The organism is Nesterenkonia suensis (genome assembly GCF_054782935.1).
This window is the reverse complement of record NZ_BAAGRN010000005.1, coordinates 1-13,644: the sequence shown is the minus strand read 5'-3', so window position 1 is coordinate 13,644 and position 13,644 is coordinate 1. Positions and strand designations below refer to the sequence as shown.

12 protein-coding genes are annotated in these 13,644 nt (G+C 68.9%); 5 read left to right on the top strand and 7 right to left on the bottom strand.

Annotated elements, in window-relative coordinates:
* The first annotated feature begins 26 nt into the window (after positions 1-26).
* Positions 27-1,487 carry a xylulokinase gene (xylB, locus tag ACYVKI_RS06560; RefSeq protein ID WP_460689545.1) on the top strand — a complete coding sequence of 487 codons (1,461 nt, stop codon included), beginning with the start codon at positions 27-29 and terminating at the stop codon, positions 1,485-1,487.
* A gap of 54 nt (positions 1,488-1,541) precedes the next feature.
* Here xylB and ACYVKI_RS06555 read toward each other — a convergent pair whose 3' ends face one another.
* The 7 genes from ACYVKI_RS06555 to ACYVKI_RS06525 form a co-directional block, all read right to left on the bottom strand.
* The gene (locus ACYVKI_RS06555; RefSeq protein ID WP_460689544.1) at positions 1,542-2,042 is read right to left on the bottom strand and encodes a Dps family protein; all 501 of its coding nucleotides are present in this window, start codon (positions 2,040-2,042) and stop codon (positions 1,542-1,544) included.
* Between the two features lie 210 nt (positions 2,043-2,252).
* Positions 2,253-4,646 (bottom strand): glycoside hydrolase family 3 N-terminal domain-containing protein, encoded by a 2,394-nt coding sequence (locus ACYVKI_RS06550; RefSeq protein WP_460689543.1) that lies wholly within the window; start codon positions 4,644-4,646, stop codon positions 2,253-2,255.
* 61 nt (positions 4,647-4,707) lie between these two features.
* On the bottom strand, positions 4,708-5,646 hold the full coding sequence (locus tag ACYVKI_RS06545) for a carbohydrate ABC transporter permease (protein WP_460689542.1): 939 nt from the start codon (positions 5,644-5,646) through the stop codon (positions 4,708-4,710).
* Positions 5,643-6,563, bottom strand: a complete 921-nt coding sequence (locus tag ACYVKI_RS06540) for a carbohydrate ABC transporter permease (RefSeq protein ID WP_460689541.1) — start codon at positions 6,561-6,563, stop codon at positions 5,643-5,645. Before ACYVKI_RS06540 ends, ACYVKI_RS06545 begins: the two co-directional genes overlap by 4 nt.
* A 13-nt stretch (positions 6,564-6,576) precedes the next feature.
* Complete coding sequence (locus ACYVKI_RS06535; protein ID WP_460689540.1) at positions 6,577-7,872, bottom strand: extracellular solute-binding protein; 1,296 nt, start codon at positions 7,870-7,872, stop codon at positions 6,577-6,579.
* Positions 7,873-8,023: 151 nt separating this feature from the next.
* A complete protein-coding gene (locus ACYVKI_RS06530; protein WP_460689539.1) occupies positions 8,024-8,965 on the bottom strand; it encodes an SMP-30/gluconolactonase/LRE family protein in 942 nt (313 codons plus the stop codon).
* On the bottom strand, positions 8,962-10,197 hold the full coding sequence (locus ACYVKI_RS06525; protein ID WP_460689538.1) for an ROK family protein: 1,236 nt from the start codon (positions 10,195-10,197) through the stop codon (positions 8,962-8,964). The genes ACYVKI_RS06530 and ACYVKI_RS06525 overlap by 4 nt, the downstream gene beginning before the upstream one ends.
* Positions 10,198-10,315: 118 nt before the next feature.
* Between ACYVKI_RS06525 and ACYVKI_RS06520 the strand changes: the two genes are divergently transcribed.
* From ACYVKI_RS06520 to ACYVKI_RS06505, 4 genes are all read left to right on the top strand, one after another.
* A complete protein-coding gene (locus ACYVKI_RS06520) occupies positions 10,316-11,584 on the top strand; it encodes an ABC transporter substrate-binding protein (RefSeq protein ID WP_460689537.1) in 1,269 nt (422 codons plus the stop codon).
* A 25-nt stretch (positions 11,585-11,609) separates the two neighbouring features.
* On the top strand, positions 11,610-12,551 hold the full coding sequence (locus ACYVKI_RS06515; protein ID WP_460689536.1) for a carbohydrate ABC transporter permease: 942 nt from the start codon (positions 11,610-11,612) through the stop codon (positions 12,549-12,551).
* A gap of 2 nt (positions 12,552-12,553) precedes the next feature.
* Entirely contained in the window at positions 12,554-13,444 is an 891-nt protein-coding gene (locus ACYVKI_RS06510) for a carbohydrate ABC transporter permease (RefSeq protein ID WP_460689535.1), read from the top strand.
* A gap of 33 nt (positions 13,445-13,477) precedes the next feature.
* A partial coding sequence (locus ACYVKI_RS06505) for an alpha-amylase family glycosyl hydrolase (protein ID WP_460689736.1) occupies positions 13,478-13,644 on the top strand: 167 nt, incomplete at its 3' end.

The following is a 13,644-nucleotide window of genomic DNA, read 5'->3' as shown; positions in this document are numbered from 1 at the left end:
ACCCCGACGGCGGCATCCCACCCCCGATGAAGGAGACCTCGGTGCCCACTCTCGTAGCCGGAATCGATTCCTCGACCCAGTCCTGCAAAGTCATCATCCGTGAGGCCGAGACCGGCGCGGACGTCCGCAGCGGCTCGGCGAAGCATCCGGCGGGCACCGAGGTGGATCCTGCCGCCTGGTGGGAGGCGCTGCTGGAGGCGCTGGAGCAGGCCGGCGGGCTCGCCGACGTCGCCGCCGCGGCAGTGGGCGGCCAGCAGCATGGCCTGGTGGCGCTCGACGCCGACGGTGAGGTCATCCGCGACGCCCTGCTGTGGAACGACACGCGCAGCGCCGAGGCCGCGGCCGCACTGATCGAGGAGCTCGGAGGCGAGACCGAGGGAGCGGCCGCCTGGACGGCGGCCACCGGCTCGGTGCCCGTGGCGTCGCTGACGGTGACCAAGCTGCGCTGGCTCGCCGACGCCGAGCCCGAGAACGCCCGGCGCGTCGCCGCCGTCGCCCTCCCCCACGACTGGCTGACCTGGCGGCTGTCCGGATCCTCCGACATCCGCGACCTGACCACCGACCGCTCCGACGCCTCCGGCACCGGCTACTACGACCCGGCGGCCGGCGAGTACCGCTATGACCTGCTGGCCCGCGCCCTGCGGATCTCCGAAGACCACGCCCGGGGCATCGCACTGCCCCGCGTGGTGGCGGCCAACGAGCAGGCCGCCACCGGCGACGCCTCCCGAGGCTGGGGCCACCTGGTGCTCGGCCCGGGCGCCGGAGACAACGCCGCCGCCGCCCTGGGACTGGGCATGCGGCCCGGAGACGTGGCGATCAGCATCGGCACCTCCGGGGTGGTCTCCGCGATCTCCCCGGAACCCATCCAGGACTCCACCGGGCTGGTCACCGGCTTCGCCGACGCCACCGGCCAGTTCCTGCCCCTGGCGGTCACCCTGAACGGCTCCCGCGTGCTCGACGGCGCGGCCCGGATGCTGGGCGTGGACCACGCCGGGCTGGCCGAGCTCGCGCTGGCCGCGGAGCCTGGCGCGAACGGACTGACCCTCATCCCCTACCTGGAGGGTGAGCGGACCCCGAACCTGCCGCGAGCCACCGGCTCATTCATCGGACTCTCCCTGGCGTCGATGACCCCGCAGGACGTGGCCCGCGCCGCCGTGGAAGGCCTGCTGTGCGGCCTGGCGGACGGCCTGGAAGCCATGACGACCCTGGGCGTCCCGGTGGAGTCGGTGACACTGATCGGCGGGGCGGCACGCTCAGCGGCGGTGCAGCAGATCGCTCCGGCGGTGCTGGGCCGACAGGTGCAGGTGCCCGAGCCCGGCGAGTATGTGGCCGACGGCGCAGCTCGGCAGGCCGCCTGGGTGCTCTCCGGAGCGCAGGAGCCGCCGTCGTGGACCACCTCGGCGGTCCGCACGCTCGCCGCGGAGCCGACCCCTCAGGTGCGCCGGGCCTACGCCGACCGGCGAGGACTGTTCGCCGCACGCAGTTGAGCACCCCGACCGGCAGCGGGCCGGTCAGGAGCAGCCTGGTCGGCAGCGCCCTGGTCAGGAGCCGGCGCGCTCCACGTGGGAGCGGATGAACCACTGGAACAGCTCGAGCTCCTTGACCTGACCGATGAGCATGTCTTCGGTGATGGGGTCCACCTGTCCAGCCTTGGCCAGCACGTCACGGTGATCCTCGATGACGCCGGTGTAGACCGTGTCCAGCTCGGCCAGGTGCACCAGGGCGTCAGCCTTGCCGAGCGGGTAGTCCTCCCAGTGGCGGCGCTCCACGAGTTCGCCGGTGCGGCCGCTGGGAGTCCCGCCGAGGGTGGCGATACGCTCGGCGGTCTCGTCCACGAAGCCGCGCACGACGTCGACCTGGGGGTCGAGCATCTCGTGGACGGCGATGAAGTGCGGACCGGTCACGTTCCAGTGCACATGCTTCAGACACAGCTGCAAGTCGTTCAGCGCGTGGAGACGAATCTGGAGGAGCCCGGCGATCTCATGCCCGTTCTCGCGGGCCAGGCCCGGCACGGTGTAGTCGGAGTACTGGTCTTCTGCCATCGGGAACTCCTTTCGCGGCAGGCCGCAGCCCGCCCGTCGACTGGTCGTACCCGCATCCTATGCCCGAGCCGGGGACACGGTCATCCGATGGAGCCCCACGGACGCCATGACGCATGACACCCCGTCAAGATGCTGGAAGCCCCTCCGATATGCAGGAGGTTCCAGAATCTTGACGGGGTCCGACGACGGGGACACCGCAGTCGAGCCGCCTCAGCTCACCCGGGCCGGAGTGGTCAGCACCCGGGCGCCGGTGATCTCGCGCATCTCGCCGGTCAGCCGCACGGAGGCCTCCAGAGGCAGGTCCCCGGCCGAGGGACCGGACCACAGGTCGATGCGCCCCGGCTCCACGATCCGGCGCAGCTGGACCCCGGTGAAGGAGAACCGGTCGGCGTGCACCCAGAACGTCACCTCGCGGGACTGGCCAGGCTGCAGCGCCACGCGGGCGTGGCCCAGCAGCTGACGGACCGGACGAGCCACCTGCGCGACGGGATCACCGAAGTACAGCTGGACGACCTCGTCCACCGGTCGGCCCCCGGTGTTGGCGACGGTGACGGTGGCCTCCACCGTGCCGTCGACGGCGATCTCCTCGGCCGACACGCGCAGATCCCGATACTCTACGGTCGAATAGCTCAGCCCGTGGCCGAAGGGATACAGCGGCGTCGGGTCCAGGGTGGAGACCCCCTGACTGTTCTGTCCCAACGGGGCGGCGATATAGCCTGCCGACTGGCCTCCGGGGAGCGCGGGCACGCCGATCGGCAGGCGCCCGGCCGGCTCCACCGCGCCGGTGAGCAGCCCGGCCAGGGCCGGGGCGCCCTCCTCTCCGGGGAAGAATGCCTGCACGATCGCCGCGCAGCGCTCGGCGAAGCCACCCAGCGCGTAGGGACGCCCGGAGACCACCACGAGCACCACCGGGGTCCGGGAGGCCTCAGCGGCGTCCAGCACGGCCTCCACGAGCTCGTGCTGGGCGCCGGGGAGCCGCAGATCCTCCACGTCGCAGCCCTCTCCGGAGGTGCCGGCACCGAACATGCCGGCGATGTCGCCCACCGTCACCACGGCCAGGTCCGCCTCCGCCGCGCGCTGAGCGGCCTCGACGATGCCGGAGGTGTCATGATCGAGGATCGGCGCGCCGGCGGCATAGGTGACCTCGGCGCCGTCGTAGGCCTGGCGCAGCGCGGCGAGGATGGTGGGCATCGGCACGCCGATCCCCTGGTGCGGGAAGGTCCCGGCGGGGTACTTGGCCAGCACGTGGTTGGGGAACGAGTAGCAGCCCATCATGGTGCGCGGCTCGTCGGCGGAGGGCCCGACGACGGCGATGCGCTTCCCGACCAGGGACTGCGGCCGAGCCGGCAGGACGCCGTCGTTGGCCAACAGCACCAGCGAGCGCTCGGCGACCTTCCGCGCCAGAGCACGATTGGCCGGGGAGTCCAGGTCGATGCTCTCCTCCACGGCGGGCTCATACGTCTCGCCCTCGGCGGCGTCGAGCAGACCGAGCTCGATCTTCTGGCGCAGCACCCGGCGCACGGAGCGGTCCAGTATCGCCTCCTCCAGCTTCCCGTCGCGCACCTGCTGGGCCAGGGTGCGGTAGCCTCCGGTGTGCGGCAGCTCGACGTCGAGACCCGCGGTCACCGCCAGCCGCGCGGCCTCCGCTTCGTCCTCGGCGACTCGGTGCATCGTCGACAGAAAGGCCACCGACCAGTAGTCCGCGACCACGGTGCCCTCGAAGCCCCACCGATCGCGCAGCACCTCGGTGAGCAGCCGCACGGAGGCCGCCGGCGCCTCGCCGTCGATGTCGGCGTAGGAGTTCATCACCGAGCCGACCTGCCCCTCACGGACCGCCATCTCGAAGGGCACCAGGATCAGGTCCTCCAGCTCACGGGTGCCGATATGCACCGGGGCGTGGTTCCGCGCCGCCCGGGAGGCCGCGTATCCGGCGAAGTGCTTCAGCGTCGCGATGATCCCCGCACGCTGCAGCCCCTTCACATAGGCGGTGCCGAGAGTGCCGATCACATACGGGTCCTCTCCCATGGTCTCCTCGACCCGTCCCCAGCGGGCGTCCCGGACGACGTCGAGCACCGGAGAGAGCCCCTGGTGGACGCCGACGGCGGCCATGTCCCGGCCGATGGCCGCGGCCATCTCCTCGATCAGCTCGGGGTCGAAGGTCGCGCCCCAGGCCAGAGAGGTCGGATAGACGGTCGCCTGGTAGGCGGTGAAACCGGTGAGGCATTCCTCATGGGCGATCGCAGGGATGCCGAACCGGTTGGCGGCCACCACCGCGGCCTGCCGCTCGCGCAGGTCCTTGGCGCCCTCGGGGACGGTCAGCGGCACGGTGCCGTAAGTGCGGGTCAGGTGCCCCTCGCCGTCGACGATCTCCTGCGCGAAGGACAGTTTGCCCGCGGACATCGCATCCTCCATGGGGGCCACCTCCCCCTGCGCCTCCTCGTCCTCACGCATCTCCCAGTGGGAGCCCAGCTGGGAGGCCTTCTCCTCCAGGGTCATCTGGGCCAACAGCGCCTCGACCCGCTCGGCCACCGGCAGCGCGGCGTCGTTCCAGGGGCCGGTGATCCGCTCCCCGGCGGGGGCGTTCTGGGTGGTCACATCGCTCACGGGAGCTCCTTCGGGATGGTCGTCGAGGTCGAGGGGCCGGCGGCGTCGTCGGTCCTGCGGCTCATTTGCCGAAGCCGGCGGTCAGGCCGGCGACGATGTACCGGCGACCCAAGATGTAGGCCACCAGCAACGGAAGCGCGGAGAGCACGACGGCGGCCAGCGTGGCGGGCACGTCGATGGCGAACTGACCCTGGTACTCCCACAGGGACAGCGGCAGCACGCGCACGTCCCGGGACTGGGTGAGGATCAGCGGGAACAGGAACCCGTTCCACACCTGCAGCGCCTGATAGATGCCCACCGTCATCAGTGCCGGAATCGACATCGGCACCACCAGATGCCAGAGGATCTTCCACTCCCCGGCCCCGTCCACGCGCATGGACTCGAACAGCTCCGCCGGAATGTCGCGGACGAAGTTGACGATGATCAGCACGCTCAGCGGGATCGCGAAGGCGATCTGCGGCAGGATCAGCGCCCACAGGGTGTCATAGAGGCCCAGCTGACGGATCAGGTAGTAGACCGGGATGATGGTCGCCTGTACCGGGATTGCGATGCCCAGCAGGATGACGCCGAACAGCCGCTGCCCGCCGGCGCTGACCGACCGCACGATGTAGTAGGAGGCCATCAGCGAGACGGCCAGCACCACGGCCACTGTGGCCAGGGTGACGATCACCGAGTTGGCGAAGAAGTGGAGGAAGTCGTTCTCGATGACCCGGACGAAGTTGCCCAGCGTCGGCTCCGTCGAGGGCACCAGCGGGTTCGACTGCGCCAGGTCGGTCCGGTCACGGAACGCGGTGATGACGATGAAGTAGATCGGCAGGATGATCACGGCCAGCCAGAGCCAGCCGGAGACCCCGGCCAGGATGTTGGGCCGCTCGGTGGGCTTGCGCGCCTTCCGGCCGTTCGGGCTCGGGCGCCCGGGCGGGGTGATGGCCTTCTCGGCGGTGCGCTCTGAGGTCTTCATCGGGGCTCTTTCGAAGGTGTTCACGGCGTCGATGCTCATCCCATACCTGCCTTGTCACTCTCCATGCGGCTGGATCCGGAGATCTTGTTCAGCGCCAGGGAGAGGGTCAGTCCGACGGCGACCAGGATCACCGCGATCACCGAGGCACCGCCCATGTCGAAGCTGCGGAAGCCGGTGATGTACATGTCCAGCGGCAGGATGCGGGTGGCGCTGCCCGGCCCGCCCTGCGTCAGCACGAAGACCAGGTCGAAGTAGGTCAGCGAGCCGACCAGCATCAGTGTGGACGAGGTGATGGCGGTGTAGCGCAGCTGCGGCAGCGTGATGGAGAGGAACTGCCGCACCCGGCCGGCGCCGTCGATGGTCGCCGCCTCGTAGAGCGACGCAGGGATCTGCCGGACACCGGCCTGGTAGAGCAGCGAGTGGAAGGGGATGAAGCACCATCCCACCACGAAGATCACCACGTAGAGGGCGATGTCCGGGTTGCCGAGCCACTGGGCGGGCAGCCAGTCGACGGGCAGGGCCGTGCTGATGCCGTAGTTCGGGCTGAACAGCGCCTGGAACGTCAGGCCGACCGCCACGGAGGAGAACAGCAGCGGCAGGAAGAACAGCACCGACAGGAAGGCCCGGTACTTCTGCGCGCCGGCCATGAAGACACCCAGCAGCAGCGCCACCGGCGCCTGGAAGAGGAACGAGACGACCACGAAGACGAAGGTCAGCCACAGGGCGTTGTGGGTGTGGTCCCGCTCCAGGATCCGGATCCAGTTGTCGAGCCCGGCGAAGCTGGGGGCGCCGAGGCCGTCCCAGTTCATGAAGGACAGCACGATCACGCCGCCCAACGGAATGAGGGCGAAGATGCCGAAGAACAGGACCGCGGGCAGCGCCATCAGGAACGAGGGGCCCTTCTGGCGCCGCCCGAAGGTCCCGTCCTGGCGGACGGGGGAAGCGGTCTGAGTCATGACGGTGTCCGGCTCAGTCCTGGTAGACGTTCATGGCTGAAGCGAACTCCTCCGGGGTGATGGCCCCCAGGAGGATGTTCTCCAGGTTCTCCATCAGCGGCTGAGCCACTTCGGGGTCGACCGCCTGGTCCCAGGAGAGCTGGAAGTGGTTCGCCCCGGCGACGATCTCGTCGGCGAACTGCAGGAAGTCGGCGTCCGCGGTCTCGGCGATGAGGCCGTCGATGTCGTTCAGCGGGGGCAGGCCGCCGCCGTCGACCATGGTGTCCACGGTGTCCTCGTTGTAGAGGTGCTCGGTGAGGTAGTCGAGGGCGACCTGCTGCTCCTCCTCGGAGGCGTCCGCGGAGACCGACCAGAAGTTGGCCGGGTTGCCCACGATGTTGCTGGGGTCCCCGGCGCCGTCCTCCAGCACGGGGAACTCGGCGAAGCCGAAGTCCCCGGAGGTGGCGAAGTCCGGGAAGTCGGAGTGCACGGTGGCGTAGACCCAGGAGCCCTGCAGCAGCATGGCGGCCTCGCCGTCGGCGAGCAGGCGAGCGTCCTCGTTCTGCCCGGCGTCCACTCCGGTGAAGGTGTCGGCATCGAAGCCGCCTTCGGTGGCCAGCTCCTGGATGGTCTCCAGCGCGTAGAGGATGGACTCGTCGCTCCAGGCCTCGGCCTCGCCGTCGACGACAGCCTGGAAGACCTCCTCGCCGCCGTGGCGGTCAGTGAGGTACTGCAGCCACATCAGCGCCGGCCAGACGGATCCGCCGGCCAGCGAGAACGGGGTGACGTCATGCTCGGTGAAGACCTCGATGGCCTCCTCGACCTCGGACCAGGTCTGCGGGACCTCCAGGCCGACCTCGTCGAAGAGCTCCTGGTTGTAGTACAGGACCACCGGCTGGACGTCGTTCATCGGCACCGCGTACTGGGCACCGTCGACCTCGCCGTTCTGCCAGACGGACTCGTGGATGCGGGACTCGAGCTCCCCGACGTGCTCCGTGAGGTCGACGACCCGGTCCTGGGCGACGTACTCGTTCAGGGCGCCGCCGGTCCAGGACATGATCAGCGTGGGAGCCTCCCCGGAACCGACCACAGTGCGGATGCGCTCCTTGTAGGCGTCGTTCTCGAACTCTTCGACGGAGATCTGCTCGCCCTCCTCTGCTTGCGCGTTCCAGCTCTCGAAGTCCTCGGCGACAGTGGGCCAGCCGCCGCCGGTGAGGATCCAGGCATCGGCGCCGTCTCCGCCGCTCCCTCCGTCGCAGGCGGAGAGGGCGAGCAGGGAGGTGGCCGCGACGCCGGCGGTGGCGATGCGAAGCGGGGTTCTGCGGATCATGAGGGTCCTTCCCTTCGGTGCGAGGTGGTGGGGCCCCGACGCCGTCGAGGGCCCTACCGGGATGTGATCCATATTTCGTCTTACCGAAAGACTAAATAGCGGACAGGAGGGTGTCAAGCGCCACAGGTCACGAGTGCGGAGGGAGGGACGCTCAGCCGCGCCAGGCGGCGTCGCGGACGGTGACCCGCTGGTGATACAGCCCGGTCGTGGCGGTGAGGTACAGGTCGAGCCCGTCCGGTCCGCCGAAGCACAGGTTCGACACCACCTCCGGGACCGGCAGGTGCCCCAGGTGCTCACCCGACGGCGAGTACAGATGCACTCCATCCCCGGCGGAGCTCCAGATGCGCCCGGCTTCGTCCACCCGGATGCCGTCCGGCACCCCCTGGGCGATCTCGAAGACCGTCCAGCCCTCCCCGCAGCGCACAGCCCGGCCGGCCCGCGCGGCCTCGGCGTCGCGGATCACCGGGTAGGCGCGCACATGGTGCGGACTCCCCTCCCCCGGCGTCCGAACGGCCAGGGTGTCGCTGACATAGAGCACCGTCTCATCCGGGGAGAACGCCAGCCCGTTGGGATCACCCATATCGGTGATCATGGACTCGGCCTCCCCGGTGACCGGATCCACGCGGAACACGTGGCAGCCGCCGTACTCCATCTCCCCGGGGTGACCCTCCTCCGGGTTGACGATCCCGTAGGGCGGATCGGTGAACCAGATGGCCCCGTCGGAGGCGACGACGACGTCGTTGGGCGAGTTGAACCGTCCACCCGCCCAGCGCTCCACCAGCGCAGCGACCACGGCGCCCTGCTCCCCGGGGGCCTCAACCTCCACCCGGCGCAGCCCGTGGGAGCACTGCACCACTGCTCCGTCGGACCGCAGGGTGCGCCCGTTGGTGAACTCCACACCATCCCGGTGCACTGTGGTCTCCCCGGTGCGCGGGTCGTACTGCAGGATGCGGTTCCCGGGGATGTCGGACCAGCGCACGACGCCGGCGTCGGGCACCCAGCAGGGGCCTTCTGACCAGGTGGCGCCGTCGCCGACCTGGCGCAGTGTGGAGCCGGGTGCGAGCAGATGGTCGAGTCTCTGGGACGGGCTCATCCGCCCACTGCGCCACGGAGGTCGTCGGGTGCGAGCAGTGCGCGCTCGCGCACGTCGTCGATCGCGGCGGAGATGGCGCCACGCAGCACGACGTCGGCGCCGTGGGAGGAGGAGACCAGCTCCGCCCACCGGTGGGTGGGATGGCGGTCCAGGATCTCGCGGGTCCGCCGCAGCACCGGCTCCGCCGATGAGGCGAAGTCGCCGGCGATGATGATCCGGTCCAGGTCCAGGAGGCCGGAGAGCAGCTGAACCACCGGCGCCAGGCGTCGGGCGAGGGCGTCAACGATCTGCCGCGCCGTGGGATCGTTCCGCTCCGCCGCCCGGAAGACCGCCAGGGCGCCACGCTCCTCGGCGGGGAGCTCGGCCAGCTCACCGGTGAGCCGACCCTCCTCGGAGAGGCGCCTCAGCTCCCACCGCGCGCGGCGCTCCACGCCGTGCGGCGCCTCCACACCCATGACCATGTCCAGCACGCGCATCTCGCCGACGGCACCGCGGGCGCCGCGCAGCAGCCGGCCGTCCACCACGATGCCGGCGCCGAAGCGCTCGGCGGAGAGCAGCGTGGCGAAGGAGCGCACGCCGACGCCGGCGCCGGCGGAGGCTTCGCAGAGCGCTCCCAGGTTCGCGTCGTTGTCGAGCCGGACGGCCCAGCCGCGTTCCTGGAACAGGCTGGCGAAGTCGGGGTTCATCGCCGGCCAGTAGTCCTCGGCGTCGTCCGGAGGAGGCGAGACCCCGTACGGGTCCACCGGAGCCGGCACGCCGATGACGACGGCGGCGATACGTGCGGCGGCGACGCCTGAGGCCTCCAGGGCCTCGTCCACCAGCAGCTCCAGGGCCCGACGTCGCGCAGGTGCTTCTCGCACGGAGCTGACCTCGCGGGTCACCCGGCTGCGCTCCGTCCCGTGGAGGTCGGCCACTGCCACCGTGAAGAGGTCCTCATCGGCGTCGCAGGCCACGACGAAGGCGGCGTCCGGGCGGAACGCGTGACGCAGCGCCGGTCGCCCCTTCGCGTATCGGCCGGCGGCTCGGGCGTCGGCCACCTTCTGGAACCATCCGGCCTCGACGAGCTCCCGGCACACGGAGAGCACCGTGGCTCGGGTGAGGCCCGTCTTCTCCATGAACTCGGTGGCGGTCAGCGGCTCCCCGGACCAGGCGACGTCGAGCAGGCGTCGGGCATTGATCGTGCGTTGCGAGGCCTGAGCTGCGAGTGCCTGAGGTTCTGTGACGTCGTTCACGCACAAATTATAGACTCCCTTAGATTTACCTGATAAATTTAGGCACCACATGGTGTGGTGCGCGTCACTGCACCTCTCCACACCTCACTTCTCCCGACTCGATCCTCAGGAGGCACGCATGGGCGCACCCCCACCATCGGTGTCACGGCGCAGTCTCATCGCCGGAGCCGCCGGCCTCGCCACCCTCTCCCTGGCCGGCTGTGCCGGCAGCGGCGGTGACGCCACCGAGATCCGCTTCTACCAGACCAAGCGCGAGGTCATCTCCTACGTCCGGAACCTGCTGCAGGAGTTCCAGGAGGAGTTCCCGGACATCCGGCCCATCCACGACACCAGCGAGGGCACCCTCAACGGCATGTTCGTGCGCAGCTCGCCGCCGGACCTCGCCCTGCAGCTCTATAACTTCGAGATGGCCCGCTTCGTGGAGCGCGGAGAGCTCAGCGACCTCTCGGACCTGCCGGAGACGCAGAAGATCGCCGCCCCGGTCATGGAGCAGGTGAACATCTACCCGCAGTACGAGGGACGCACCTCAGTGCTGCCGTACTCCATGATGGCGGCCTCGGTCATCTACAACCGGGAGATCTTCGCCGAGCACGACGTCGAGGTCCCCACCACCTACAGCGAGTTCATCGCCGCCTGTGAGACGTTCCAGGACGCCGGCGTCACACCCGTCTACGGCACCTACGGCGACGCGTGGACGGTCAAGCAGGGACTGGTCGACTATGCGGTCGGCGGGATGGTCGACGTCCTCGACTTCTTCGAACAGCTACGCGCCCAGGGTCCGGACGTCGGCCCCGACTCACCGGTCTCCTTCAGCAAGGTCCTGCGCGAGCCGCTGGAGAAGATGCTGCAGATCGCGCAGTACACCCAGTCCGACGCCTTGGGCCGCAACTACGGCGACGGCAACAACGCCTTCGCCAACGGCGAGGCAGCCATGTACTTCCAGGGTCCCTGGGCGCTGATCGAGATCGGACAGATCAATCCGGACCTCGAGGTCGGCACGTTCCCCCTGCCCATGACCGAAGACCCCGCCGACAACAAGGTCCGGGTGAACCTGGACCTCGCCCTGTGGATCCCCGAGGGCTCAAGACATCAGGAGGAGGCCCGCGAGCTGCTCCAGTTCTTCGCCCGGCCGGAGATCCAGGATGCCTACAACGAGCACGCCCTCGGCTTCGGGGTCCGCACCGATGCGCCCGATGTCACCGATGAGCGCATCGCCGAGATGCAGCCCTACGTGGACCGCGGAGCGATCTACCAGGGAGTGTCCCAGGGCATTCCGCTGACCATCCCCTTCGAGAGCTACTGCCAGGACCTCGTGTTCGGGGCTGACCTCGAGACCATGCTCAGCACGCTCGACGCCGACTGGGCCCGCCTGGCCAAGCGCAGCTGACCGGCCCGACTGATCAAGGAGCATCATGTCTCTCACCACGTCTGAGAACTCGACGTCCACCTCCGCCGACGCCACACGGTCCACTGTGCCGGTCTCGCCGAAGTCGACCCGCCAGCGCGGACCGGACCGGACGCATTGGCTCTTCCTGCTGCCCACGCTCGTCGTCTTCACCCTGTGCATCGCTCTGCCGGCGGTGATGGGCATCTTCTTCAGCTTCACCAATTCGGTCGGCTACGGCGACTGGGACTTCGTGGGACTGGCCAACTACCAGCTGATGTTCACCGACCCGGCGATCATGTGGTCCTTCGGCTTCACCCTCGGGTTCTCCGCCGTGACCGTGGTGGTGACCAACATCATCGCCTTCCTGCTCGCGGTCGGCCTGACCTCGCAGATCCGGGGCCGCGTGGTGCTGCGCACCATCTTCGTGATCCCGATGGTGGTCTCCCCGATCATCATCGCCTTCGTCTTCCAGTTCCTGTTCGCCCGCTCGCTGCCGGCCGCGGCCCAGGCGGTCGGCTTCGGCCCGCTGGAATCGAGCATCCTCGCCGATTCGGACCTCGCCTGGATCTCGATCGTGATCGTCACCGCCTGGCAGGCCATCCCCGGCACGATGCTGATCTACATCGCCGGACTGGTGGCCATCCCCCATGACGTCTATGAGGCCTCCTCCATCGACGGGGCCGGACCGTGGAAGCAGCTGCTGACCATCACCATCCCCCTCATGGCGGGCTACATCGTCATCAATGTGATCCTCACCTTCAAGAACTTCCTCAACGCCTACGACATCATCGTCGGTCTGACCGACGGCGGGCCGGGCACCTCGACACGCTCGGTGGCGATGACGATCTTCTCCGGATTCACCGACGGCGACTACGCCTACCAGATGGCCACGGCCACCATCTTCTTCCTCATCACCTTGGCCATCGCCCTCGTCCAGCTGCGCCTGATGCGCCGAAAGGAGAAGTGATCATGTCCACTCCGGACCTCACCTCGACCTCCAGCACCGTCCCCACTCGGCGCTCTCGGCCGATCATCCGGCCCCGACGCCGGTTCGATCTCCGGCTGACGATCCTGCTGACCGTCTGCACGCTCACCGTGCTGGTGCCGTTCTTCGTCACCGTCTCCATGGCGTTCAAGAGCGGACCCCAGGCGGTCCAGGGCGAGGCGTTCACGCTGCCCAATCCGGTCAGCATCGAGGGCTTCATCGAGGCCTGGCAGCTGACGAACTTCCCGGTCAGCTTCGCCATCTCGATCTTCGTCTCGGCGATCGCCGTCGCCGGGGCGGTGCTGATCAGCTCCATGGCCGCCTACGCCATCTATGCCAACTGGGAGCGCAAGTTCTTCAAGTTCGCCTTCTTCTACATCCTGGCGGCGATGTTCCTGCCCTTCCCGGTGCTGGCGCTGTCCCAGATCAAGCTCAGCGGCATGGTGGGGCTGGACACCCCGCTGGGTGTGGGCATCCTGCACATCATGTTCCACCTCGGTTTCAACGTGCTGCTGCTGACCACTTTCCTGCGCAACATGCCTCCGGCGCTGGAGGAGGCGGCGCGCATCGACGGCGCCAGCACGTGGCAGACCTTCTGGAGGATCATCTTCCCGGTGCTCGCCCCGATGAGCGCGACGGTGGGCATCTTCGCGTTCCTGTTCTCCTGGAACGACTTCATGATGCCGTCGATGATCATCTCTGATCCCGCGCTGCAGACGCTGCCTGTGGTGAACCAGCTCTTCCAGAGCCAGTTCAGCAGCAACTACCACGTCTCCTTCGCCTCCTACCTGATGGCGTTGGCGCCGTCGATCCTGGTCTTCGTCTTCACGCAGCGCTGGGTGCTCTCCGGGGTCACCCAGGGTGCGGTGAAGTGACGCACTCCGCCTCGTTCGAAAGGAATCACCTGCATGAGTCTCACCCAGGACCCGACCTGGTGGCGTCAGGCGACCGTCTACCAGATCTACCCCCGCAGCTTCGCCGACGCCGACGGCAACGGCATCGGCGACCTGGCCGGCATCACCTCCCGGGTCCCCTACCTGCAGAACCTCGGCATCGACGCCGTCTGGCTCAGCCC

Bases quoted from the DNA above. Each gene is read 5' to 3' on its own strand.
- xylB (WP_460689545.1), top strand. From the start codon at position 27: ATGAAGGAGACCTCGGTGCCCACTCTCGTAGCCGGAATCGATTCCTCG.
- ACYVKI_RS06555 (WP_460689544.1), bottom strand. From the start codon at position 2,042: ATGGCAGAAGACCAGTACTCCGACTACACCGTGCCGGGCCTGGCCCGC.
- ACYVKI_RS06545 (WP_460689542.1), bottom strand. From the start codon at position 5,646: ATGAGCATCGACGCCGTGAACACCTTCGAAAGAGCCCCGATGAAGACC.
- ACYVKI_RS06540 (WP_460689541.1), bottom strand. From the start codon at position 6,563: ATGACTCAGACCGCTTCCCCCGTCCGCCAGGACGGGACCTTCGGGCGG.
- ACYVKI_RS06535 (WP_460689540.1), bottom strand. From the start codon at position 7,872: ATGATCCGCAGAACCCCGCTTCGCATCGCCACCGCCGGCGTCGCGGCC.
- ACYVKI_RS06530 (WP_460689539.1), bottom strand. From the start codon at position 8,965: ATGAGCCCGTCCCAGAGACTCGACCATCTGCTCGCACCCGGCTCCACA.
- ACYVKI_RS06520 (WP_460689537.1), top strand. From the start codon at position 10,316: ATGGGCGCACCCCCACCATCGGTGTCACGGCGCAGTCTCATCGCCGGA.
- ACYVKI_RS06515 (WP_460689536.1), top strand. From the start codon at position 11,610: ATGTCTCTCACCACGTCTGAGAACTCGACGTCCACCTCCGCCGACGCC.
- ACYVKI_RS06510 (WP_460689535.1), top strand. From the start codon at position 12,554: ATGTCCACTCCGGACCTCACCTCGACCTCCAGCACCGTCCCCACTCGG.